Here is a 23,961-nt window from a genome sequence, read left to right on the forward strand (position 1 = left end):
GTGCTTCGCTCGCTCATCGGATCGGTCCCTTACTCACTCGGCCATGTTCGGCGGACGAATCGCCCAGCACCGCACCGACATACACGGTGGGGTCGCTCAGATCCGTCGCCGCTCGATCGGCGATGCGCAGGATCGGACCGGCGAAGACGGTCAGGCAGAGGCCGACCACCACCAGCGCCGCCGTCGACAGCACCATCAGCAGCGGCATCCGTCCGGGATCGGTGCGCTCGTCGTAGCGGACATCGGTCGAATCCTCCACCAGCGTCGGCGGTTTCGCTGCGGTGAGGTGCCCCTCCGGTGCCTCGGCGCGCGGCCGCCAGAACGCCTTGCTCCACACCCGTGCGACGGCATACAGCGTGAGCAGACTGGTCACTACCGAACCCGCGACCAGGACCCAGGCCAGTACGCGGCCGTCCGCCGCGCCCGCCTGTAAGAGGGCGACCTTGCCGATGAATCCCGAAAACGGCGGGATGCCGCCGAGATTCAAGGCAGGCACCAGGAACAGGATGGCCAGCAGCGGACTCGCCGCCGCCAAACCGCCGAGTCGGCGCAGCGATACCGAACCCGCTTGTCGCTCGATCAATCCGACCACCAGGAACAGCGAGGTCTGCACCAGAATGTGGTGCGCCACATAGAACACCGCGCCGGACAGTCCGGCGGCGGTGGACAGTCCGATGCCGAACACCATGTACCCGATGTGGCTCACCAGCGTGAACGACAGCAGCCGTCGGATATCGCTCTGCGCGATCGCGCCGAGTATGCCGATCAGCATAGTGAGCAGACCGCAGACGAGCAGTATGGCGTCGAAACCGCCGTCGGGGAACAACAGCGTATGGGTCCGGATGATCGCGTACACACCGACTTTCGTCAGCAGGCCCGCGAATACGGCGGTCACCGGTGCGGGGGCGGTGGGGTAGGAGTCGGGCAGCCAGTTCGACAGCGGGAAGACCGCCGCCTTGATGCCGAAGGCCACCAGCAGCACCGCGTAGACCGACATTCGAATGCCGTTGGGCGCCTCGCCCATTCGCACGGCCAGCTGGGCCAGATTCAGTGTTCCGGTGCTCGCGTAGGCCAGTGCGATACCGGTCAGGAAGATCAGCGACGACACCATCGAGACCATCACATACGCGATACCGGCCCGGATCCGGTCCGCGGTCGCGCCGACGGTCAGCAGCACAAAGGATGCGGCGAGCAGGATTTCGAAGCCGACGAACAGGTTGAACAGATCGCCAGCGAGGAAGGCGGCCGAAACACCCGCGGTGAGTACGAGGTAGGTGGGCCGATAGATCGAGGTCGGCTGCCGCTCGTCACCATCGCGAATATTCTGGCCCGCACCGTAGACAGAGACCGCGAGCAAGACGATCGCGGAGACGAGCAGCATTGCCGCGGAGAGCCGGTCGACCACCAGTGTGATGCCGATCGGTGTGCCCCAGCCGCCGACCTGCAGCGCGGTGGTGCCGTCGCGATCGACCAGATACAACAGCATCGCGCAGATGACGACCCCGACGGCGAGCACGGCCAACATCAGCGTGCGCTGGATGCGGGGCCGTCGTCCGAACACCAGTGTGCCCGCCGCCCCGAGCAATGGCACCAGGACCGGCAGCGGTGCGAGCGTGGTCAGCGGATCGCTCAATGCTCCGGATCCTCGCCCTCGCGCCGGGCGGCGACCTCGACGTCCTCCGGATCGTTCTGCACCGTCTCGGTGGTGGTGAGGATGTAGGAGCGATAGGCGAGTGCGAGCACGAAAGCCGCCAGGCCCATGGTGATCACGATCGCGGTGAGCATCATCGCTTGCGCCAGCGGATCGGCCATCTCCGACTCGGCCTCGCCGCGGATCGGTGGGCGGCCGTGCGGCCCGCCGACGGTGAGGATCAGCAGATTCACCGCATTGCCGAACAGGATCATGCCCAGCAGCATTTTCGATACGGCGCGTTCGAGGATCAGATAGACCCCGCACGCGACGAGAATCCCGATCAGGATCAGCAGGGTCAGATTCGCACTCACTGGAAATCTCCGCGCGCCGAGGTGGATTCGTTCTCGGCGGTGGCCAGTTCGCTGTCCAGGCGGGCGCCGAGGCTGCGCAGCACGTCCAGGACCAGGCCGACCACGATCAAATAGACACCGAGATCGAAGAACAGTGCGGTGACCACCTTGACGTGCCCGAGCACCGGCAGCGTCACCTCCAGCAGCGCCGAGGACAGCGGCGGCGCGCCGACCAGCAGCGAGGTGGCCGCGGTTCCGGCGGCCAGCGCCAGTCCGGCGCCGAGCAGATGTCCCGCGTCGACGGGCAGTGCCTCGCCGAGTTCATAGCGGCCACCCGCGAGATAGCGCAGCGTCAGCGCGAGTCCGGCGGTGAGCCCGCCCGCGAAACCGCCGCCGGGGGCATTGTGGCCGGAGAAGAAGAAGTACACCGACAGCACCATGATGGTCGGGAAGACCAGCCGGGTGGTCATCTGCAGGACCATCGATCGGTAGCGCCGATCCACCAACCGGCCCGCGGGCAGCCAGCTCACCAGGTCCGGGTCGTAGTTCGGGGCATCCACCGCGCGCGGCGCGCTGCCGAAGCGCCGACTGCGGAACACCAGTGACGCGACACCGGTCGCCGCCACGACGAGCACCGAGATCTCACCGAGTGTGTCCCAGGCCCGGATATCGACCAGCAGGACATTGACCGCGTTCTTGCCGCCGCCGAATGTGTATGCGGCATCGGGGATCAGATGCCAGATGGGTTCGGTCGAGCGCGCGGCGATGGCGAAGGCGGCCAGCACCGCCACCGTCGCACCGACCAGCACGGACAGGATGGCCCTGCGCACTTTGAAGGCGGCCGTGCGGCTTTCGTCGATCTCGGCGGGAAAGGCGCGCAGTACCAGTACGAAGATCACCAAAGTCAGTGTCTCGACCAGGAATTGGGTGAGCGCCAGATCGGGCGCGCCGTGCAGCGCGAAGATCACACCGCAGCCGTAGCCGGTGACACCGACGACCAGTACGCTGGCCAACCGGTTGCGCAGCACGGTCGCGCCGAACGCCATGGCGACCATGATCGCGGCGATTACCGTCTGGAACGGCGAATCCCACAGGCGCAGGCGAACGCCGGTGCGGGTGCCGACCGCGAGCAGCGCCGTCGGCAGCAGGATCAGCGTCACCAGGATCGCCGCCTGACTCAGCGGCAGCGAACCGCGCTGCACGGCGCCGGTCATCCGCAGCGACAGCCGGTCCATGGCCCGCAGGGTGGCGTCGTAGGCGCGGTCGGCATTGCCGAGCAGCGTCGCGGACTCGCCGATGCGACCGCGCATGCGGAACAACACGATGCCCGCGCCGATGATCAGAATCGTCAGTGCCAGTGGGGTATTGAACCCGTGCCAGAGTGTCGGATGCGAGTCGAGCACGCCGGGCAGGGTTTTCGCATAGGGGTTCAGCAGCCGATCCAGTCGTGGTGCCAGAAGGCCAGCGACCAAGCCGGCGACCGCGAGCAGCGCGGGCGCGCACAGCAACGTCACGCCCGGCGCATGCCAGTGACCGGGCCCGTGCGAACCGCCATCGGCATCCGGTGCGAGGGGCGCCAGATCCTTGTCCGCGAAGGCGCCCCAGATGAATCGGATGCTGTAGCCGACCGTCAACATGGATCCGAACGCGACACCGGCAACCAGCACCAACCTGGCCGGCTCGGCGAGGATATCCGCGTCCAGGATTGCGCCCAGCGCACTCTCCTTGCCGACGAATCCGAGCAGCGGCGGTATCCCGGCCATGCTCAGCGCGGCGAGCACCGCTATCGCGCGCAGCACCGGAGCTCGACGTCCCAGCCCTGACAATTCCCGCAGATCGCGCGTCCCGGCGCCGTGATCGATGATCCCGACCACCATGAACAAACCCGCCTTGAAAAGCGCGTGTGCCACGATCAATGTCACCCCCGCCAATGCCGCATCGGGAGTGCCGACCCCGACCAGCAGGATCAGCAGCCCCAACTGGCTCACCGTCCCGAAGGCGAGCACCAACTTCAGATCGGTCACCTGCAGCGACCGCAACCCCGCGAGCACCATCGATGCCACGCCGAGGGTGAGGATCAGCGGATGCCAGGCCGGGCTACCGGCGAACGCCGGTGCGAGCCTGGCAACCAGATACACACCCGCCTTCACCATGGCCGCCGCATGCAGATATGCACTCACCGGTGTCGGCGCCGCCATCGCGCCCGGCAACCAGAAGTGCAGCGGCACGATGGCCGATTTGCTCAACGCCCCGACCAGCAGCAGCACTACCGCGACCGTCGCCGCGCTGCCCGTCGGCGGGCCGGTCAGCAGATCCGACAGCAGATAGCTGCCGCCGACCTGCCCCAGGATGACGATCCCGACCAGCATCGCCAGCCCACCCGCGCCGGTCACCAATAGCGCCTGAATCGCCGCCCGCCGACTCACGGCCTGCTCGGCATTGTGGCCGACCAACAGGAACGACAGCACCGTCGTCATTTCCCAGAAGACGAAGAGCAGCAACATATTATCGCTGGTGACCAGCCCGAACATGGCCGCGGCGAAGGCGACCAACTGCGCGGCGAATACCCCGAGCCGGGGTTCGTCGTCCTCGAAATACCGGGCGCAATAGGTCAGAATCAGCGCTCCGATGCCGAGCACCAGCACGGACATGATCGCGGCCAGCACATCGAAGCGCAGATCGATATTCATCTCGATACTCGGCGCCCAGCCGACCCGAACCCGCTGTGTACTACCCCAATTCGCGATCACCCAGCCGAGGCAGCCGAACGGCACCAGCGCGAGCACATAGAAACCGTTGCGCCCCAGCGTCCGCACACACAGTGGAGCCGCCAGTGCGGCCATCGCGAGCGCGAGCAGGATTGCGAGCAAACTGCACTCCGTCGGGTCGTTGCGGCGGGGTGATGCGAATGATCTTACTTGGGGCCTGGGACTTTCGTCGGCCGAGCGGGTATGGCGTATGCCATCTCCGCGCGATCGGGCTATATGTCCGCTACCGATTCGCCTGCGACGGGGTGGTTCGGCTTCGGTCGGCGACGCGGCCGGATTCGGCGCAGTACCACCAAACCGAGGGCCGAGCCGGCGACGATGGCGAGCGCGGTCCGGCCCGCCAGCGTTTGGTGGTTGGCGCTCCCGGCCGGCGGCCATTCGGCGGAGTCGTGCGGTAGTGCGGTGATTATCGAGGGCAGATACAGCGCCGCGATGGCGAGTACGCCGCTCGGCGCGTAGCGGGGCCAGGCGGCGCCGCAACAGTAACCGGCCGTAAGGGCGATGACGGCGCTGCTGGCCGCGACCACATAGCCGTGGTTGGCCGATTTCAGCAGCGCGAATACCGCGAGCCCGGCGATCAGGAAGATGGCGATGAACATCGAGGGCATGCGGATCCCGACCAGCAGCCCGAGCGCGGTGAGCACGAGCAGCGCGGCGATACTCCAAGCGGGCCTGGAGTCACCGCCGACCGCGTCGGCGGCGGCGACCAGACTCACCGCGAGATACACCCCGGCCCCATCCCGGCCGGGCAGCAGCATGGCCGCGGCGGTGGCGGCGATGACGGTGGCGGCCACCGCCATCCCGATCTCGACCGCGTGACCGACATCGGGTGCGTGCTGATATTGGCGCGCCAGCCATTCGGTAATCGCCAGGATCACCAGTGCCAGCACCATCGAGGCCAGGATCGGCGTCACCGGAAGCTCGATGACCGTCGTCGGCGAACTCGGCTGCTTGGGCTGGGATCGGTTGCGCAGCGTACTGATGATGAGCAACACCACCGCCACCCCGATGAGCCAGCGCGGCGGTGTCTCCAGCACCGAATACGGATCGCCGTCGGAAGTCTCCAACAACTCGGCCAGATCACCGTAGACGAAGAATCCCGCGCCGCCGATCGCGAATCCGGCCGCCGGACCCGGTCGCCGCAGTACCGCGGCGCCCAGTGCGCCGAGCAGCACTCCGGCCAGGATCGAATCCAGATAGTTCTGCGTGGTCAGCATGTCGGCCGAGGAAACATGGCGTCCGGCAAAGTGGTTGATATCCATGGTGAACGCCGCGGCGAGCGCTACCGCCCACGCCATCATCGGCTTGCTGAAGGTGGTCACCAGCACTGCGACCGCGACCGCCACGATCACCCCGATCGCGGCCCCGCGCGGAACGCTGTTGTTGAGGCTGGCCAGCCGATACGGCGAGGTTTCCGTGGTCCAGCTGAAGTTGATCGGCAAGAACATCGCGACGCCCGCGACCGCGGCCCCGAGGCAGGCCGTGATCGTGTCGACCGCATTGCCGATCTTGTGCACCTGGTCGAACTTACTCGCGCTCAACCCGGGATCCTGTGATTGCGCCCATATCGCCCGGATATGTCGGATTTGAGAAAACCCCAGGAAGACGTCGATTACCGAGGGTTTGCACCCATCGATAACAGCTATCGCCGGGTATCGGCGTACCGACGCAGCGACTCGACCTGATCGGCATCGAGCGACGGTCGCACCACCGCCCGTGCCGCCGCGACATCCGCGGCGGTGACATCGGCGGCCGCCACGTCGCGGCGCATGGCGGCCAGTGCGGCCTCGCGCAGCAGGGCGCTGCAATCGGCCGCGGAGTAGCCGTCCAGGTCGGCGGCGAGCGCGACGAGATCGACATCGGCGGCCAGCGGTACCGACTTTCCGGCGGCGCGCAGGATTTCCAGTCGGGCGTCGGTGTCCGGCGGCGGCACGAAGATCAGGCGTTCCAGCCGACCGGGCCGCAGTAGTGCCGGATCGATCAGTTCCGGGCGATTCGTCGCGCCGAGGACCACCACATCACGCAGCGGTTCCACGCCGTCGAGTTCGGTCAGCAGTGCCGCGACCACGCGGTCGCCGACACCGGAATCGCTGTTCTGACCACGCCGCGGCGCGAGCGCGTCCACCTCGTCCAAAAAGATCAGCGAGGGTGCGGAATCGCGTGCACGCTGGAACAATTCGCGCACCGCCCGTTCGGATGCGCCCACCCATTTGTCCATCAACTCCGCACCCTTGACCGCGTGCACGCTGAGCTGGCCGGTGCCGGCCAGCGCGCGCACCAGGAACGTTTTGCCGCAGCCGGGCGGGCCGTAGAGCAGTACGCCACGCGGTGGATGGATGCCGAGGCGGGCGAACGAATCCGGATGCCGCAGCGGCCACAGCACGGTTTCGGTCAGTGCCTCTTTGGTCTCGACCATATCGCCGACGTCATCGAGGCTGAGGCTGCCGATCGCGAGTTCCTCTGTGCCGGAACGTGATAGCGGTCGGATGACCTCGGTGGCGCCGAGCAGATCCGCCTGCGTCAGCTCCGGCTCCGAATGCTGTTTACTGGCCCGCGATGCTGCCCGCAGCGCCGCCTCCCGGCACAGCGCGGCCAGATCGGATACCACGAATCCTGGTGTGCGCGCGGATATTTCGTCGAGCTTCAGATCCTTGGTCGGCACCTTGCGCAGCAACTGCTCCAGCAGCGTCTTGCGCACCGCCGCGGTGGGCAGCGCGAGCGCGAGCTCACGATCGCACAGATCCGGCGCCCGCAGTCGCGGATCGATTCCGGCCGGATGCGCCGTGGTGGCGAGGAAGGCGACCACGGGTGCCGCGATCGCCGCGCGCAGCTGATCCAGGATGAGGGTGGCGACCGGTTCGGCCGGTGTGGGCAGCAGTGCGTCGATATCGGTGATGAGCAGGATTCCGCCACGCCCGGAACAGATTTCGGCCACCGCGTCGCCGACCTCGCGCAACCGCGCGCCGCTCTCGGCCGCGCCGACCGTCGGGCCGTCCAGTTCGACGATGCGCCGTGGCGATGCCACCGCGCGTGCCACGGTGGCCTTGCCGACCCCGGCCGGACCGGTGATCAACACCCCGAGATGGGGTGTGGCGCCGAGGGCTTTCAGCAGCTCCGGTTCATCGAGTGCGAGGCTGAGCCATTCCTGCAGTTTCGCGGCCTGCCCGTGCGCGCCCGCCAGCTCCTCGACCGGGATGGCGGATGCACCGCTCGTCGTACTCCAGCCCGCGCCCGCGCCGTCGGTCGCCGCCATGGTCTGCATGGCCCCGGCCTCGGTGACGCCGCGCGCGGTCTCACCGGTCGGGCTCGGTATCCCGGCCGCCGCCCGATCTGCGGAATCCCGGGCCGCCACCGCACCCGCACCCCATACGACCGCGGTATTCGGCTGCACGCTCACCGGGCCACGTCCGGGATCGGTCGCGGTCACGGTCAGCAGTTCGGTGGTCCACGCGATGCCGAAGGTGCGTGAAAGCGCCTGGGTGGCAGCCGATGAGCTGATATCGGGGCCGAGATCGCGGGGTAGCAGCGATACCGCGTCGCCGACGGTCACCACCTTGCCGAGCAGTGCCTGCCGCAGCGTCGCCGCCGGAATGGTTCTGGTGGCATGGACCGAACCGCTGACCGAGATCTGTCTGGCGCCGTACACCGTCGCGGGTGACACCACTACATTCGCGTCCTCGCGCAGTCCGGCATTGGACAGCGTGACGTCATCGAGTAGCGCCACCCCGGCCGGTGTGCCGGCCGGGGCCACCCCGACCACCGCCGCGGTACGCCGCGACCCGACCAGCGCGATCCCGTCCCACTCCCGCAGCCCGAGCGCGGTCAGTGCCTCCGGATGCAGCCGGACCACCCCGCGCCTGGCGTCGGCGGCGGAGGGGTTCAGTCGCGCGGTGAGTGCCAGTTCTGCCACCGTGCCATTCTGCCCGCGCGCGCGCCCGCTTGGCCGCCGGACCGCCGGATCGACTGCTGGACGTGCGCAAAGTCGGCCGAACGCGGGCACGGGAGCTCGTCTGCGCGTGCGCGCGTTCCGCGTTCATGCCGATGGCGCCGATCCGCCTACTTGTCCTTTTCGACGATCCCGGCGGCCACCGCGACCGGGGTGTCGGCATAGGTGGGGGCCAGGCAGACGAGTTTGGCGGTGCCGAGGGCGACATTCGGGCTGCCCTCGAACGCACTGCCCGGATTCTCCGCGAGCACCTTCTCGATCAGCCCCTTCTCCTCGGTGCTGTCCAACTTTTTGAACTCACCGCAGGTGGTGCTCGACGCCGGGCCGAGCGAGGAATTGCCCGCCGTGGTCTTCGTGGTGGTCGGTGCGTCGGCGCTCGATGTCGGTGCGGTACCGGTCGGGCGCGCGGCCGTGGTGCTCGCGGGCGCACTCGTGCCCGGCGTGCCCTTGCGCAGACCGTTCGCGTCGGTACTGGAATCGTCCGAACTGCCACATCCGGCCAGCGCGAAGGCCACCGCCCCGGTGGCCAGGGCGATGGCGGTAACTCGCTTGATCACGTGCGTTCCCCGGTAACTCGCGGCGCCGGAGTCTCCGGCGCGTCCGGTGCAGGGTACCGGGTTCGATCGGCTGGGTGTCATGGAGCCCACAGTGCGGTGCGCCCCTTGCGGTTGTCCGAACGATCCCTGATGTCAGTGGATATGCTCCTGCCAGTCGGCGGGCACCCGGCCGCGCGGACCCGGCACCGGCTGGTCCACCGGATGATGCGTCGGCTGCGCGAGTTCCGGTCCGCCGCTGTACATCTCGTCGGAGCGGAAATCGAAGAACCAATCCTCGCCCGGCTCATAGCTCTGGATGAACGGGTGTCCGGTGTCCTTGGCATGCTTGGAGGCGTGCTGCTGCGGCGAAGTGTCACAGCAGCCGATGTGCCCGCACTGCGCGCACCGGCGCAGGTGGACCCACCAGCCATTGGCCGCTTCACATTCCATACAGCCGGGACCGCTCGGCGCGACCGCCGGGTCGATGCCATCCAGTTCCTGCGTCATCGCTGACCTCCTGTATCGGCTACGGACTGCGCCTCGATGTCGTCGGTTTCTTCGGGGCGGTGCAGCGGGAGCCACACGGTGAATCTGGTGTTGCCCGGCTCGGAGTCGAGCCGAATGTCACCGTGGTGTTTGTTCACCACGATCCGGAACGAGATATCCAGGCCGAGACCGGTGCCCTCGCCCACCGGCTTGGTGGTGAAGAACGGTTCGAAGATACGGCTGCGCACCTCCGCGGGCACGCCGGGCCCGGTATCGCCGATTTCGATAACGGCGCAATCGTTTTCGTGCCGGGTGCGGATGGTCAGCGTGCCGCTACCGTTCATCGCGTACACCGCGTTATCGATCAGATTGGTCCACACCTGATTCAATTCCGCCGCGTAGCAAGGCACTTCGGGCAGCGTGCGGTCGTACTCCTTGACCACCTTGACACCGTCGCCGATCTTGCGACTGAGCATCACCAGCGTGCTGTCGAGCAGGTCGTGGATATCGACCACCTGGAACGGCGCCCGGTCCATCTGCGAATACTGTTTGGCCGCACCGATCAAGGTGGAGATGCGGGTGGTCGAGTCGGCGATCTCGTTCATCAGCAGTTCGGTCTCGATGGTGTAGTTCAGCCACCGGATCGCCCCCTGGAACACCTGGTCCGGGCAGCCCTCCAGGGTGGCCGAAACCCGTTCCAGCCAATCCACATCGAAGCCGGCCTGCACGAAATTCGGCGCCAGATTCCAGCCGTCGGCGATCGCGTGGTCCTCGAGCCATTCGCTGAGGATGTCCTCGCGCTCGGAGGCCTCCAGGGTCGTCAGCTCCGGCGCCTTCGCGACCTGGGCCGCGGCCTCCTCCTGCAGGCGCACCAGCGCCTCCAGGGATGTGGTGTCGAATTTGCCCTGGGCCATCATCGCCAACTTGTGCCGCATGCCGGCGACCCGCTCGCGCAGTCCGGCGGTGGCGCGCACCGCGGCGGCGGCGGGATTGTTCAGCTCGTGGGTCAGGCCCGCCGACAGCGAGCCCAAGGCGAGCAGCCGCTCGCGCTGGTTGATTCGCTCGAGATTGTTGCGGTTACCGAAGAACGCGCCCTCGAGCAGGTGTACCGCCATCGGGAACCACTCGTGCATCATCCGCGCGAAGGCGCCCGCATCGAGTACGAAGAACCGCGACCGCCGGGTCACATACATCGAACTGGTGTAGGTCTGGTCGACCTTGTCGCCGAGGTAGGCGGTCCACGCACCCGCATACGCACCGCGATAGTCGGTGCGCGACGTCTCGATCTCCGCACCGCCGGAGAGCTTGGTCAGCTGCACCTCGCCGTCGATCATGACGTAGAAGCAGGTGGCCGGATCGCCCTCGCGGAAGACCAGGCCCGGCTCGACGATCTCGATGCGTCCGTTGGCGCACAGCAGATCCAGCTGTGCCTCGGTGAGCTTCTCGAACAGAAAGAGACTGCGCAGCTCTTCGGGATCGCAGACCAAATGGCTGCTGCGATCCGCCGTCTCCCTCGAATTCATGGTCCAGCCTCCTATCACGCCAGGTACCGATGCACGAGCATGACCGCCATCGCGCCCTCACCGACCGCCGATGCCACTCGCTTCGCCGAGTCGGCATGGACGTCACCCGCCACGAAAACCCCTGGCACGTTGGTCTCCAGATGGTGGGGCGGCCTGGGTAGCTCCCAGCCCGTCGGTCTGGCCCCGTCGACGAGCAGATCGGGACCGGCGAGCACATAGCCCGCCTCGTCCCGTTTGATCACTCCGTCGAGCCAGTCGGTCTGCGGTGCGGCGCCGATGAACAGGAACAACCGTTCCGCCTCCGCCTTTTCTTCCGCACCGGTCGCGTTATTGCGCAGCACGATCCACTGCAGGTGATCCTCGCCGTCGGCGGCGGTCACCTCGGTATTGGTGTGCACGCGAATATTCGGTATCGCGGCGATCTGCTGGATCAGATAGTGCGACATGGACTTGTCCAGTGAATCCGCGCGGACCACCAGGTGCACCGTGCGCGCGTTGCGGGACAGGAACACCGCCGCCTGACCCGCCGAATTCGCCCCGCCGACGATGTAGACATCGTGGTCGGCGCATTCGGAGGCCTCCGTCATGGCCGATCCGTAATAGACCCCGCGCCCGGTGAAATCGTCCACGCCCGGGGCGGGATGGCGCCGGTAGTCCACACCTGTTGCGATGATGACCGTATGCGCGCAGAGCCGCCCGCCGTCGGCGAAGCGCACGGTGCGCGCGGATCCGTTCACCTCGAGCCCGACCACCTCGCGCGTGGTGATCACCTCGGCCCCGAATTTGGCGGCCTGGCGCCGCGCCCGGTCGGCCAGCTGCGCGCCGGACAGGCCGTCCGGGAAGCCGAGGTAGTTCTCGATGCGCGAACTCTGTCCGGCCTGTCCGCCGGTCGCGGTGCGCTCCACCAGCACGGTGCGCAGTCCCTCGGACGCGCCGTACACCGCGGCGCCGAGTCCGGCCGGTCCGCCGCCGACCACGATCAGGTCATAGAAGTCGCCGGTCGGATTGGTGGTGAGACCGACACTTTCGGCGAGTTCGCCGTCGCTGGGCTGCACCAGCGCCTGCCCGGCCGAGGTGATCACCACCGGACAGATATTGGGATCGGCGCCCGCCGCCTCCAGCAGCCGCGCGCCCTCTGGCTCCTCGGCCAGATACCAGCGGTAGGGCAGCTGATTGCGCGCCAGGAACTCGCGCACCTCCGATGACCGCGGCGACCAGCGATTGCCGACCACCTTGGTCTCGGTGACGGGTTTGTGGTCATTGCTGCGCCAGGCCTCCAGCAGTCCGTCGAGCACCGGATACAGCTTCTCCTCCGGCGGATCCCACGGCTTGAGCAGGTAGTGGTCCAGGTCGACGACATTGATCGCATCGATCGCGGCACTGGTATCGGCATAGGCGGTCAGCAGCACCCGACGCGCGTAAGGGTGCAGATCCATGGCCTGCTCGAGGAATTCGATGCCGTCCATGCCCGGCATCCGGAAATCGGCGATCAGTACCGCGACCGGCTGGCCGCGCAGTTTCATCTCACGCAGGGCGTCGAGCGCCTCCGCGCCCGATTCCGCCCGCAGAATCCGGTAATCGGCCCCATATCGGCGGCGCAGGTCGCGCACGACCGCGCGGGATACCCCCGGATCGTCGTCGACACTGAGGATGGCCGGCTTCGTAGCAGCGGGTGAAGTCACGTATTGAGTATGGAATGCTCGTCAAACTCGATGTTCGCGCACCAAGTCGAGTTCGGTGGGGGTGAGCAGGCGCTCCAGTCGTTCTTCCTGCACGATCTTGCGCTTGCTGCGCGGCGTGGCGAAGCCCTTGGCGTTTGTGAACTCGGGTTCGATAGCAGGAAGCAGCGGGACCTGGTCCGCATGTCGACGATGTAAGAGTGAGCGCAGTTTCACGGCCGATCACCTCACGCTGGACGGAAAAGCTTGTGGCAGTGTCTGATGCTTCATCTATCCAATATTGTGCGCGCGCTATTACAAGGGCGGGCAAACAAATCGTGAAATAGTGACCCATTCGTCTTCCAACGGCCGCCGTCTAGGATGTTGCCTAATCGTCAAGTAGTGCTAGAGGTTCCCGGAGGCAGCGTTGCCGAAAAATATCGAAGCCGCGATCGACATCGCCGCGCCGCCGGAACGGGTGTGGGCCGTTGTCTCCGATCTGAAGCGCATGCGGGAGTTCAGCCCGCAGTGTGTGCGGATGGTCGCGCTCGGCACGCCGAAGGCGGGCACTTGGACGATCAACCTCAACACCGACGGCAAGAAGTACTGGCCGACCACCGCGCGCATTGTGCGCTATGAGCCCAACCAGGCCTTCGCATTTCGCATCAACGAGAACTACAGCGTCTGGAGCTACACGCTGGAGCCGACCGCCACCGGCACCCGGTTGATCGAACGCCGCGATGTGCCCAATGGCACCAGCTGGTTCTCCCGCCGGGCCATCGATGCCGCGCTCGGCGGCGAGGCGCCGTTCGAGGACCTGCTCGAACGCGGGATGCGCGAAACGCTCGGCAAGATCAAGACTGTGGTCGAGGCGTCCGTCTAGTCGGCGCAGTGTGTTTTCCCGCGCTCGGCCGCGCCGGATGCGTAGGTTGCGACTATGCGACCCAATACGCGTTATTCGGTAGTCATTGTCGCCGTAGTCGGTTCGGCCCTGCTGTTCACCGGATGCGGTAAATCCGATTCGGCACCCGAGCGCGAGGTCACGGTGGTGGGCACCGGTCAGGTCCGCGGTGCTCCGGACACCCTGAACGCCGATCTCGGTGTCGAGGTGAACGCCGACAATGTCTCCGCGGCCATCTCCGGCGCCGATCAAAAGTCCAAGGCGATGACCGATGCCATGGTCGCCGCCGGACTCGCCCGCGAGGATGTGCAGACCAAGGACGTCTCCATCCAGCCGCAGTACGGTCCGGACGGACGCGTCATCTCCGGCTACCGGGCCACCAACTCGGTGCATATCGTGATCCGCGATCTGTCCAAGGGTTCGGCGATTCTGGACGCCGGAACCAAGGCGGGCGGCAATGAAACCCGGATGCGCGGGGTGTCTTTCGCGATCGAGGACAATTCGAAGCTGCTCGCCGACGCGCGCTCGCGCGCCTTCGCCGACGCCAAGTCCAGGGCCGATCAGTACGCGGTGCTGGCCGGGATGAAGCTGACCGATGTCATCACCATCAACGAGGCCAGCAGCCGCGAAGACACCAACCCGAAGGCCGGCGCCCCTGAGTCGCTTCAGTTGGAACCCGGCACCCAGACGGTGACCTTCACCGTGAAGGTCACCTGGGGCCTTGGCTGAATTCCTACCGCGAGATCGCTACTGCCAGTTCGGCAGCGTGACAACCTGCGCGGCATAGGACAGACCCGCGCCGAAGGCGATCAGCAGCGCGGTGTCGCCGGGCTTGGACTCACCGTTGCGCAGCAGCGCCTCCATGGCCAGCGGAATCGACGCGGCCGAGGTATTTCCGGTCTCCTCGATGTCGTTGGCCAGCGCGCAGTGCTCGGGCAGCTTCAGCACCCGGGCCATGATCTCGATGATCCGGCCATTGGCCTGGTGCGGGATCATCGCGTCCAGGTCATCGGTGGACAGGCCCGCGCGATCGATGGCGTCGCGGCACACCTTTTCCAGCGAATGCGCGGCCCAGCGGAATACCGCCGTTCCTTCCATCGCGAGATAGGGCCGCACCGCGTCCAGGCCCTTCTCGTCGATTTCCCGGAAGTACTCGATCCAGTCCTTGTCCTGGCGGATCGCGTGGTGCTGGGTGCCGTCCGAACCCCACACCGTCGGGCCGATGCCCTGCTCCTCCGATGGGCCGACCACTACCGCCCCCGCGCCGTCGGCGAACAGGAATGCGGTGGAGCGATCGGTCGGATTCACGGTGTCGGTCAACTTCTCGACCCCGATCACCAGCACATGCTGGGCGGTCCCGCAGCGAATCAGATCCGAGGCCATCGCGAGTGCGTGGCAGAAGCCCGCGCAGCCCGCCGAGACGTCGAAGGCCGCCGCCCCGTTCATCCCGAGCTCGGTCGCGATCCGCGGTCCGGCGGCCGGGGTGAGCAGCAGGTGGGTGGAGGTCGCCACAATGACGCAATCGACCTGGTCGACCTCGACGCCTGCGGATTCGAGTGCGTCGCGCGCGGCGGCGACACTCATCGACTGGATGGTCTCCTCCTCCGAGGCGAACCGCCGGGTCTTGATGCCGGACCTGGTGCGGATCCACTCGTCACTCGAGTTGATCGGCCCGGCCACTTCGTCGTTCGTGACGATTCGGGCGGGGCGGTATACGCCGAGCCCGAGGATCGCCGTGTGCTCTGACCCCGTTGTCTGGGCGATTCGAGCGGCCATTGTGCGTCTCCTATGTACCTGCGGCGGCGCCGCCGGGTTGTACCCCGAAGCATCGAAATGAGTCCCTCATCGGCCCACTACCTACGTGCCCGTAGACATGAGGCCCCCTCATATTAGCCCGAGGTGCGCGGAATGGGCGTGCGTATTCTCACATTCGGCGGGTATACCCTCGAAGCACGCCCTGTGGTGCGGCGCTGCGCCCAACTAGTGATTCGAGGACACCATGCTCGGACTCGGGATTATCGGGTGGATCATCATCGGCGGTCTCGCGGGCTGGATTGCCAGCAAGATCATGAAAACGGATGCACAGCAGGGCATCCTCCTCAACATTGTGGTCGGCGTCGTCGGAGGGCTACTAGGCGGATTTCTACTGAAGCTGCTCGGCGTCGATGTCGAGGGCGGCGGACTCTGGTTCAGCTTCTTCACCTGCCTCGGTGGCGCGGTGATTCTGCTGTTCCTGGTCAGGCTGTTCACCGGCCGTAAAGCCGTGCACTGAGAGCGGGTGCCGCAGGCTCCGTTCCCGTAAGGTGTGAACGCTTGCGCCGGACCTATCGTTGAGGGGCGCATCCGTCTGCATCGAGTACGAAAGAGGAGCCTGTGGCACGCCGTCCCACCCCGCCCGGCACGCCCGAAACGACCGGAGTCGGCCATGTCGTCGATCTGGTCCGGGCCGCGATTCCCCCGCTACACCCCGCCGGGCTGCCCTTTGTCGCTGCGCCGCTCGCGGTCGCGGTGCTCGGCGGTAAGCGCAAGTGGGTGCGGCGCACGGGTCTGCTGGCCGCCGCGGCCTGTGCGACCTTCTTCCGGCATCCGAACCGGGTGCCGCCGAACCGGGCCGGTGTGGTCGTCGCCCCGGCCGACGGTGAGATCGCCCTCGTCGATACCGCGGCGCCGCCCGCGGAACTGGGCCTCGGCGATGCGCCGCTGCCGCGGGTGAGCATCTTCCTTTCGGTACTGGACGTACATGTGCAGCGCACGCCGATCTCCGGGAACGTGCGCACGGTACTGCACCAGTCCGGCCACTTCCGTTCCGCGGATCTGCCCGAGGCCAGTGCGGTGAACGAGCGCAACAGCATGGTCATCGACACCCCCGGCGGCGCGCAGATCGTGGTCGTGCAGATCGCGGGTCTGCTGGCGCGGCGCATCGTCTGCGACGCCCAGGTCGGTGACAAGCTGACCATTGGCGATACCTACGGCCTGATCCGTTTCGGCTCCCGTGTCGACACCTACTTCCCGGCGGGCACCGAACTGCTCGTCGAACCCGGACAGCGCACGATCGGGGGCGAGACCGTGCTGGCCGTACTTTCGACCGACTCATGATGGAGCACGCCCTGCCAACAACACCGCAGCGAAGGCGCCGGACCATCCGGCTGTTGCCGAGCATTGTGACAATCCTGGCGCTGTGCGCCGGACTGTCCGCGGTGAAGTTCGCCTTGGACGACAAACTCGATATCGCCCTGGCGATGGTCGGCGCGGCCGCGGTGCTGGACACGCTGGACGGACGGCTGGCCCGGATGCTGGCCGCCACCACCAAGATGGGCGCGGAGCTCGATTCGCTCTCCGACGCCATCTCCTTCGGTGTCGCGCCCGGTCTGGTGCTCTATATCGCGTTGCTGGACAGCAACAGCGCGGGCTGGATCATCGCGCTGGTGTTCGCGGTGAGCATTGTTTTGCGGCTGGCCAGGTTCAATACGCTGCTCGACGATGACACGCGACCGGAGTGGTCGCGCGAGTATTTCGTCGGTGTGCCCGCTCCGGCGGCGGCGCTGATCGCGCTGGTGCCGATCGGACTGTATGTGCAGTTCGGTGACGGTTGGTGGGTCGGCTTCTATGAGGTCGCGGCCTGGACGGTCTTCGCGGCGGCCTTGGCGGTCAGCACCATTCCGACGCTGGCGATGAAGTCGGTATCGGTGGCGCCACAGGCCGCGGCCGGACTGCTGGTGCTGACCGCGCTCGCGGCGGCGCTGCTGGTCACCTATCCGATCGTCTTGCTGTTGGTGCTGGTCGCGGTGTACCTCGGACATATCCCGTTCGCCTGGCATTCGCAGCGCTGGGTCGCCGCGCGTCCGGAGACCTGGCAGCACAAGCCATCCGAACGCCGGGCCCAGCGCCGGGCGCAGCGGCGACGGCCCGCGATTCCGCGTCCCGCGATCCGCGGGGCGGCGATCCGCGGGGCGAGTCGGCTGCGGCTGCGCAGTCCCGGTAAGGAGCGCGAGGTAGACGATCTGGCCGACTGAGTTCGTCTGGCATTTGTCAAGGAATCATCAAGACCGGGCGGGAATGCTGCGGCTATGACCGAGACGCAGTCATGAGTAGTGTTGCGGCGCTTGGGGGTTTCGGGTGCTGGGGGTTCGATCTCGGCCGGGTTTTCGGTGGCGGCCGGACCATCGGGTCGCCCGCCGAACTCCCCGGGGCCGCGGCGATCCCGACCGGTACCGTCATCTTCGGCGGCCGAGCACGGAAGAAGGTGGCGGTGGAACCGGACGGACTGCGCGAATTCCAGGCGCATCGGCCGCGCCTGTTCGCGCTCGCCTATCGGATGCTCGGATCCGCGACCGAGGCCGAGGACGCGGTGCAGGAGATCTACCTGCGCTGGGACGGCACCGATCGCGCCACGATTCGCTCGGCCGAGGCCTGGCTGAGCACCGCGATCGTGAATCTGTGCCGGACCTGGCTGGTTTCGGCGCGGGCCCGCCGGGAGACCTATGTCGGACCGTGGCTGCCGGAGCCGGTGCCGACCGCGCGCGGTGAGCTCGGGCCATTGGAGTCGGTGGAGGAGCGCGAGCTGGTATCGCTGGCGCTGCTGACGGCGCTGGAGCGGTTGAACCCGATCGAGCGGGCCGTGTTCGTATTGCGCGAGGCATTCGGCTACGCCCATCGGGAGATCGCGGACATGCTCGCGGTATCCGAGGCCAATTCCCAGCAGATCTTCCGTCGGGCGAGTGTGCGGGTGCGCGAGGGGCGGCCGCGCTTCGACGTTGCGGCCGATCAGGCCCGCGAGCTGATCGAGCGCTTCCTGAAGGCGGCGCGCATCGGGGATCTGCCGGCGCTGGAGCGCATGCTCGCCGCCGACGTCACCTCGACCGCGGACGGCGGTGGGCTGGTCACCGCGGCTCGGCGGCCGGTCGTCGGGGTGGCCGCGGTCGCGCGCTACCTGGCCGGTCTGTTCCGTTGGGAGGCGCCGGGCATGGTGATCACGCTGGAGGAGATCAACGGCGCGCTCGCGGTCGTGGTCCGGTTGGCGGGGGAGCCGGTCCTGGTCGTGGCCGTCGACATCCTCGACGAGGTGGTGACCGCGCTGCGTTTGATCCTCAATCCGGACAAGCTGTCCTATGTCGGCCGGGTGGACGGGGCGGCCGCACAGTGACGCGGGTCATGTCCGGTAGCTGTCAGGGATCGGAGGGCTGTCCAGTCTAAGGGGTGTCGGCCGATCGAAAGGGAGCCACATCATGACCGGACAGCATCGAATCGTCATCCTCGGCGGCGGATACGCGGGATTGGCGGCGGCCCGCAGGCTGGCGCGCATCGCGCGCGAGGCCCACATCGCCGTCGTCGACGCCCGCGCGAACTTTGTCGAACGGGTGCGACTGCACCAATACGCTGTCGGACAGTCGATCCAGGAGTGGGATCTGCGAGAGCTGCTCGAGCCCAAGCGGATCCAGTTCGTGCGCGCTCGAGCGAACGGTATCGACACCGCGAGTAAGCAGGTGATCCTCGACGACGCGCGGACCCTCGACTACGACTCGCTCATCTACGCGTTGGGCAGTACGAACGACGCCGATGTGCCGGGCGTGGCCGAGCACGCGTATTCGGTTGCGACGCCGGAGGATTCGCAGTGGCTGCGGACCGCCATCCCGGCGGGGCGGATCGTGGTGGTCGGCTGCGGTGCTACCGGTATCGAATTGGCCGCGGAACTGGCCGAGTACCAACCGGATTCGCAGGTGGTGCTGCTCGGCTCGGAGGCGCCGGCGTCCTGGCTTTCCCGGCGGGCGCAGCAACATGTGGAACGGGCGCTCGAGCGACTCGGGGTCGAGATCCGTTCGGAAGCAAAGGTTATCGAGGTGACGCCGGATGGTGTGCGGTTGGCCGACGGCTCGGCGCTCGCGGCCGCGGCGACGGTGTGGACCGCGGGGTTCGGCGTACCGGATCTCGCACGGCGAGCGGGGCTCGCGGTGGACGGACATGGCCGGGTGCTGACCGATGCGACATTGCGCTCGATATCCCATCCCGACGTGTACGCGGCCGGTGACGCCGCGGTGGTCGCCGGTCCCGGCGGCCGGGACCTGCGGATGGCCTGCGCGACCGCGCTGCCGACCGGTAAGTACGCGGCCGATGCCCTGGTCGCGCGCCTGGCCGGTAGCCAGCCCCGTGAGCTGCGGTTCCGGTACTACTTCCAATGCATCAGCCTGGGCCGTCGTGATGGGGTCGTCCAGTTCCTGCACCACGATGACGCCCCGGCGCGGACCGTGCTGACCGGCCGGACGGCGGCCTGGTTCAAGGAGCAGATCGTCCAGGGCGCGGGGCGAGCGGCGCGTCCCTGACGGTGCTCGACGCGCCGTTGAATCGCATTGTGCCCGGCGGTGTTCCGATGCGCACCCGATCTTCACGCTGATCGTCAACTAGTGGTTGACGAAGCCAAATCGTCAACCTATGGTTGACGCATGACAATCAACGTACGACTCGACGATCTGATCGAGGGCATCAAAAAGGCACGTCCGGACAATGTGCTCGACCAACTCTCCGATGCGGTGGTCGCGGCCGGACATCTCGGCGAAGTGGCCGATCATCTGATCGGCCACTTCGTGGATCAGGCCCGCCGCTCCGGCGCCTCGTGGACCGATATCGGCGCCAGCATGGGCGTCACCAAACAGGCGGCGCAGAAACGGTTCGTGCCGAAGGGGCCGGGCGATCCGGCCGAAGCCGCGGCCATGGATCCCAATGCGGGCTTCGCGAAGTTCACTCCGCGGGCGCGGAAGATGGTGGTGGCCTCCCAGGAGGCGGCTCGCGCCTCCAGTAATCCCGAGATCGCGGTCGGACATCTGGTGCTGGCCCTGCTGTCGCAACCGGAAGGCCTCGGCGCCCGGGAGATCACGGCGCAAGGGGTAGAACTCGACGTCGTCCGGGATGCGGCGACGGCGGCCATCGCCCAGCAGCCCGCCGATCCGGCGAAGGTGCCCGCGCTCATTCCGTTCGGGGCCGAGGCCAAGAAGGTGCTGGAGCTGACCTTCCGTGAGGCACTTCGGTTGGGACACAACTACATCGGCACCGAACATGTCCTGCTCGCACTGCTCGAACAGGAGAACGGTTCCGGAATTCTGTCCGACCTCGGCATCGACAAGGCGAAGGCCGAAGCCGATCTGGCCGAATTGCTTTCGGTGATCGCCGCCGAGAAGTCATGAACGGCGGGGCCGTGTTCGCCGCCGGACGACGTCGAATTGCCCGGATAGTCATCGGCATTCGGTGCGCGCACGCGGCCAGGGCACGGCAGCGGCGCGCCGTTCGCTCGCGCGGGGTATCGGTGCGGCGCGGCTCCCGGGAGTCGGTTTCGGTGCGATACCGCCCGCCCGTCGCAGCCTGAACTCAGTGCTCGGGCACGTTGCGGGCGAGTTCGTCCAACCAGGCCGCGGCGGAGGCGTCGCTGGGGGCGCGCCAGTCGCCGCGCGGTGAAAGTGAGCCGCCCGAACCGACTTTCGGGGCATTGGGCAGGGTGGAGCGCTTGAACTGGCTGGTCTGGACGAAGCGGCGCAGGAATTCGGCCAGCCAGTATTTGATCGTCGGCAGGTCGTAGGTATTGCGCTGGTCGGCCGGGATGAGGTCCGGCCAGCCGCCGCGCTCGCGCTCGGACCAGGCATGGCGGGCCAGATAGGCGACGCGGCTCGGGCGGTAGCCGAAGCGCAGCAGGTAGTAGAGGTGGAAGTCCTGCAGTTCGTAGGGGCCGACGGTGGCCTCGGAACTCTGGCCCGGCGCGGTGGCGTCGTCGCTGGGGACCAGTTCCGGCGAAATCTCGGTCTGCAGAATCGATGACAGCACCTTGCCCGCCTCATCGCCGAACTGGTCGGTGTCGACGGCCCACGCGATCAGGTATTTGATCAGCGTCTTCGGCACCGAAGCGTTCACGCTGTAGTGCGCCATATGGTCGCCGACGCCGAAAGTGCACCAGCCCAAGGCGAGTTCACTGAGGTCGCCGGTGCCGACGACGAGTGCGTGGTGCTGGTTGGCAAGGCGGAACAGGTGTGCGGTGCGCTCGCCTGCCTGCACATTCTCATAGGTGATGTCGTACTGCGGAACACCATCGGCGGCCGGGTGATTCAGGTCGCGCAGCATCTGGGTGGCGGATGGGCGGATATCTATTTCCTGGGCTGTCACCCCGAGCGCGGCCATCAGCGCGTGCGCGTCGGTGCGGGTCCGGGTGCTCGTCGCGAAGCCCGGCAAGGTGTAGGCGAGCACATTCGTCCGCGGCAGCCCGAGCCGATCCATGGTCTTGGCCGCGACGATCAGTGCCTGGGTGGAGTCGAGTCCGCCGGAGACGCCGATGACGACGCGCTGGCTGCCGGTGGCGCGCAGGCGGGTGCTCAGCCCCTCGACCTGGATGTGGTGCACCTCCGCGCAGCGTTCGTTGCGCGCCCTCGGATCGCTGGGAACATAAGGGAAGCGCGGGATTTCGCGCCGCAGCGGCAGCGTCCTGGTCGGGACGGGCAGCTCCACCTCGATGCGCCGCAGCCGGATCAGCCGGTCGCGGTGATCGTGCACATTGTCGGCGAAGCTGGTGGTACGGATGCGGTCGGCGGCCAGCCGCTGCAGGTCGAGATCCGCGGTGACCAGTTGGGGATGGTCGCAGAAGCGTTCGCCTTCGGCGAGCAATTCGCCGTTCTCGCACACCAGTGCCTGTCCGTCCCAGGCCATATCAGTGGTCGATTCACCATGTCCGGCAGCCGAATACAGATAGGCGGCCAGATAGCGCGCGGAGTGCGATGTGCACAGCGCGCGCCGGTAGTCGGCCTTGCCGATGACGATATTGCTCGCCGACAGATTGACCAGCACCGTCGCGCCGGCCAGCGCGGCATATCCACTGGGCGGCAATGGAACCCAGCCGTCCTCGCAGATCTCCAGATGGAATACGAAGCCGTCGACATTGGTCGCGGTGAACAGCAGATCGGCGCCGAAGGGCACCCGCTGCCCCGTGATCGTGATGTGGTCGTCCAGGGTCTCCCGGGCCGCGGCGAACTGGCGCTTCTCGTAGAACTCGCGATAGTTCGGCAGATAGCTCTTCGGTGCCGCGCCGAGCACGGTGCCGCGGCAGATCGCGATCGCGCAGTTGAACAGCCGCCCCTGTGCCCGCACCGGTGCCCCGACCACCAGCACCGTATCGATCTGCGCGCTCGCGGCCACAACGCGTTCGAGCGCCGCGTCCACCGCGTCGGCCAGCGCGTCCTGGTGGAACAGATCGTCGGCGGTATAGCTGGACAGGCCGAGTTCGGGGAAGACGGTCAGTGCCACACCGTCGGCGGCCGCCTGCCGCGCCAGCTCCAACGTCTGCTCGGCGTTGTACGCGGGATCGGCGACCCGGACCCGCGGCACCGCGACCGCCACCCGCGCGAACCCGTGCCGGTAGAGCGAGTCGAACGGCAATTCGGGCACGGTCGTCCCCCTTCGGGATCGTTGATCTTCCGCTGCGAAATCTACGCCCGCCCGCGCAGCCCCCCGCCCCAGCGCGGCCATGTCGCCTTGGTCTTCGGCTCCTCGATGAGCGGTCCGCGGTCGATATCGGTGACGAGCAGCGGTAGGTGCGCCGCCAGTTCGTCGAGCACCGCGAGGGTGTGCCCGCCCTGTGCGGCCCGGTATTCGGGCATGGTCAGCCCGACGATCTGCAGGAACTGGACGCGCCCGTGCGGCGTATCGATGACGCCCAGCTCCGGATCGACGGTGAAGGCGACGGCGTGGATATCCGAATCCGCGTGCTCGGCGGCGATCGGACCGTTGGCCTTGATGGTGTGGCCGGGCGCGAACCCATTCCCGGACTGGAATACGTAGCGGGCCAGATTCTGCAGGAAGTCGGCGGGCCAGACCGGCGGTTGCCGGTCGTGCGGCTGTCGGACCAGCCGGAATGTGAACTCGAATCCCCAGCCCGATTCATCTGGATTGTCCCATTCCTTCTCGTGCAGTTCGGTCATGCCATAGCTGATGTAATGCCAGTGTGGAACCGGTTCGGTGCGCGGATAGGCGCTGATGCCGTCCAGCGGATCGGGACCGCCGAGCGACCAGGGCATCTGCGTCCCCCAATGGCTGGGTTCGATGTCGTGGTACAGCTGTTCCAACGCGGCGTCGATAGCGCTCCAGCCGGGACTTTCACTCACTCGGCTACTTTAGGTCGGCAACAGCCGCCC

At 67.2% G+C, this 23,961-nt stretch carries 21 protein-coding genes; 8 read left to right on the forward strand and 13 right to left on the reverse strand.

Features of this window, described 5'->3' with window-relative positions; all coding sequences use genetic code 11:
* Positions 1 to 13 precede the first annotated feature (13 nt).
* From ACQP0C_RS03815 to ACQP0C_RS03860, 10 genes are all read right to left on the reverse strand, one after another.
* Positions 14 to 1,633 carry a Na+/H+ antiporter subunit D gene (locus ACQP0C_RS03815; RefSeq protein WP_433730586.1) on the reverse strand — a complete coding sequence of 540 codons (1,620 nt, stop codon included), beginning with the start codon at positions 1,631 to 1,633 and terminating at the stop codon, positions 14 to 16.
* Positions 1,630 to 2,004, reverse strand: coding sequence for a Na(+)/H(+) antiporter subunit C (locus ACQP0C_RS03820; RefSeq protein ID WP_433682288.1), 375 nt, complete (start codon positions 2,002 to 2,004; stop codon positions 1,630 to 1,632). The genes ACQP0C_RS03815 and ACQP0C_RS03820 overlap by 4 nt, the downstream gene beginning before the upstream one ends.
* Entirely contained in the window at positions 2,001 to 4,853 is a 2,853-nt protein-coding gene (locus tag ACQP0C_RS03825) for a Na+/H+ antiporter subunit A (protein WP_433730588.1), read from the reverse strand. The genes ACQP0C_RS03820 and ACQP0C_RS03825 overlap by 4 nt, the downstream gene beginning before the upstream one ends.
* A gap of 110 nt (positions 4,854 to 4,963) precedes the next feature.
* A complete protein-coding gene (locus ACQP0C_RS03830) occupies positions 4,964 to 6,292 on the reverse strand; it encodes a hypothetical protein (RefSeq protein WP_433730590.1) in 1,329 nt (442 codons plus the stop codon).
* Between the two features lie 101 nt (positions 6,293 to 6,393).
* Entirely contained in the window at positions 6,394 to 8,661 is a 2,268-nt protein-coding gene (locus tag ACQP0C_RS03835) for an AAA family ATPase (RefSeq protein WP_433730592.1), read from the reverse strand.
* A gap of 146 nt (positions 8,662 to 8,807) precedes the next feature.
* Complete coding sequence (locus tag ACQP0C_RS03840) at positions 8,808 to 9,254, reverse strand: hypothetical protein (RefSeq protein WP_433730594.1); 447 nt, start codon at positions 9,252 to 9,254, stop codon at positions 8,808 to 8,810.
* Between the two features lie 132 nt (positions 9,255 to 9,386).
* Positions 9,387 to 9,740 (reverse strand): UBP-type zinc finger domain-containing protein, encoded by a 354-nt coding sequence (locus tag ACQP0C_RS03845; RefSeq protein ID WP_433730596.1) that lies wholly within the window; start codon positions 9,738 to 9,740, stop codon positions 9,387 to 9,389.
* Entirely contained in the window at positions 9,737 to 11,242 is a 1,506-nt protein-coding gene (locus tag ACQP0C_RS03850) for an ATP-binding protein (protein ID WP_433730598.1), read from the reverse strand. The genes ACQP0C_RS03845 and ACQP0C_RS03850 overlap by 4 nt, the downstream gene beginning before the upstream one ends.
* Before the next feature lie 14 nt (positions 11,243 to 11,256).
* Positions 11,257 to 12,924: an FAD-dependent oxidoreductase gene (locus tag ACQP0C_RS03855; protein WP_433730600.1), complete on the reverse strand. Its 1,668-nt coding sequence runs from the start codon at positions 12,922 to 12,924 to the stop codon at positions 11,257 to 11,259.
* Between the two features lie 21 nt (positions 12,925 to 12,945).
* Positions 12,946 to 13,137 (reverse strand): hypothetical protein, encoded by a 192-nt coding sequence (locus ACQP0C_RS03860; protein ID WP_433730602.1) that lies wholly within the window; start codon positions 13,135 to 13,137, stop codon positions 12,946 to 12,948.
* 190 nt (positions 13,138 to 13,327) lie between these two features.
* Between ACQP0C_RS03860 and ACQP0C_RS03865 the strand changes: the two genes are divergently transcribed.
* Together ACQP0C_RS03865 and ACQP0C_RS03870 are read left to right on the forward strand one after the other, a co-directional pair.
* Positions 13,328 to 13,783, forward strand: a complete 456-nt coding sequence (locus ACQP0C_RS03865) for an SRPBCC family protein (RefSeq protein WP_433730604.1) — start codon at positions 13,328 to 13,330, stop codon at positions 13,781 to 13,783.
* A 54-nt stretch (positions 13,784 to 13,837) separates the two neighbouring features.
* Positions 13,838 to 14,530, forward strand: a complete 693-nt coding sequence (locus ACQP0C_RS03870) for an SIMPL domain-containing protein (RefSeq protein WP_433730606.1) — start codon at positions 13,838 to 13,840, stop codon at positions 14,528 to 14,530.
* A gap of 18 nt (positions 14,531 to 14,548) precedes the next feature.
* Here ACQP0C_RS03870 and ACQP0C_RS03875 read toward each other — a convergent pair whose 3' ends face one another.
* The gene (locus ACQP0C_RS03875) at positions 14,549 to 15,577 is read right to left on the reverse strand and encodes a beta-ketoacyl-ACP synthase III (protein ID WP_433730608.1); all 1,029 of its coding nucleotides are present in this window, start codon (positions 15,575 to 15,577) and stop codon (positions 14,549 to 14,551) included.
* A gap of 223 nt (positions 15,578 to 15,800) precedes the next feature.
* On the opposite strand from ACQP0C_RS03875, the gene ACQP0C_RS03880 reads away from it, so the two are divergent.
* From ACQP0C_RS03880 to ACQP0C_RS03905, 6 genes are all read left to right on the forward strand, one after another.
* Positions 15,801 to 16,073 (forward strand): GlsB/YeaQ/YmgE family stress response membrane protein, encoded by a 273-nt coding sequence (locus ACQP0C_RS03880; protein ID WP_433730610.1) that lies wholly within the window; start codon positions 15,801 to 15,803, stop codon positions 16,071 to 16,073.
* Between the two features lie 101 nt (positions 16,074 to 16,174).
* A complete protein-coding gene (locus ACQP0C_RS03885; RefSeq protein WP_433682302.1) occupies positions 16,175 to 16,897 on the forward strand; it encodes a phosphatidylserine decarboxylase in 723 nt (240 codons plus the stop codon).
* Positions 16,894 to 17,814: a CDP-alcohol phosphatidyltransferase family protein gene (locus tag ACQP0C_RS03890; protein ID WP_433730612.1), complete on the forward strand. Its 921-nt coding sequence runs from the start codon at positions 16,894 to 16,896 to the stop codon at positions 17,812 to 17,814. Before ACQP0C_RS03885 ends, ACQP0C_RS03890 begins: the two co-directional genes overlap by 4 nt.
* A gap of 71 nt (positions 17,815 to 17,885) precedes the next feature.
* A complete protein-coding gene (locus ACQP0C_RS03895) occupies positions 17,886 to 18,944 on the forward strand; it encodes an RNA polymerase sigma-70 factor (protein ID WP_433730614.1) in 1,059 nt (352 codons plus the stop codon).
* 82 nt (positions 18,945 to 19,026) lie between these two features.
* A complete protein-coding gene (locus ACQP0C_RS03900) occupies positions 19,027 to 20,118 on the forward strand; it encodes an NAD(P)/FAD-dependent oxidoreductase (RefSeq protein ID WP_433730616.1) in 1,092 nt (363 codons plus the stop codon).
* Positions 20,119 to 20,238: 120 nt separating this feature from the next.
* Complete coding sequence (locus tag ACQP0C_RS03905; RefSeq protein ID WP_433730618.1) at positions 20,239 to 20,976, forward strand: Clp protease N-terminal domain-containing protein; 738 nt, start codon at positions 20,239 to 20,241, stop codon at positions 20,974 to 20,976.
* A gap of 181 nt (positions 20,977 to 21,157) precedes the next feature.
* Here ACQP0C_RS03905 and ACQP0C_RS03910 read toward each other — a convergent pair whose 3' ends face one another.
* Together ACQP0C_RS03910 and ACQP0C_RS03915 are read right to left on the reverse strand one after the other, a co-directional pair.
* Positions 21,158 to 23,215, reverse strand: coding sequence for an NAD(+) synthase (locus tag ACQP0C_RS03910; RefSeq protein ID WP_433730620.1), 2,058 nt, complete (start codon positions 23,213 to 23,215; stop codon positions 21,158 to 21,160).
* Between the two features lie 41 nt (positions 23,216 to 23,256).
* Positions 23,257 to 23,931: a suppressor of fused domain protein gene (locus ACQP0C_RS03915; protein ID WP_433730622.1), complete on the reverse strand. Its 675-nt coding sequence runs from the start codon at positions 23,929 to 23,931 to the stop codon at positions 23,257 to 23,259.
* Positions 23,932 to 23,961 lie beyond the last annotated feature (30 nt).

The organism is Nocardia sp. CA-129566 (assembly GCF_050956075.1).
Lineage (GTDB): Bacteria > Actinomycetota > Actinomycetes > Mycobacteriales > Mycobacteriaceae > Nocardia.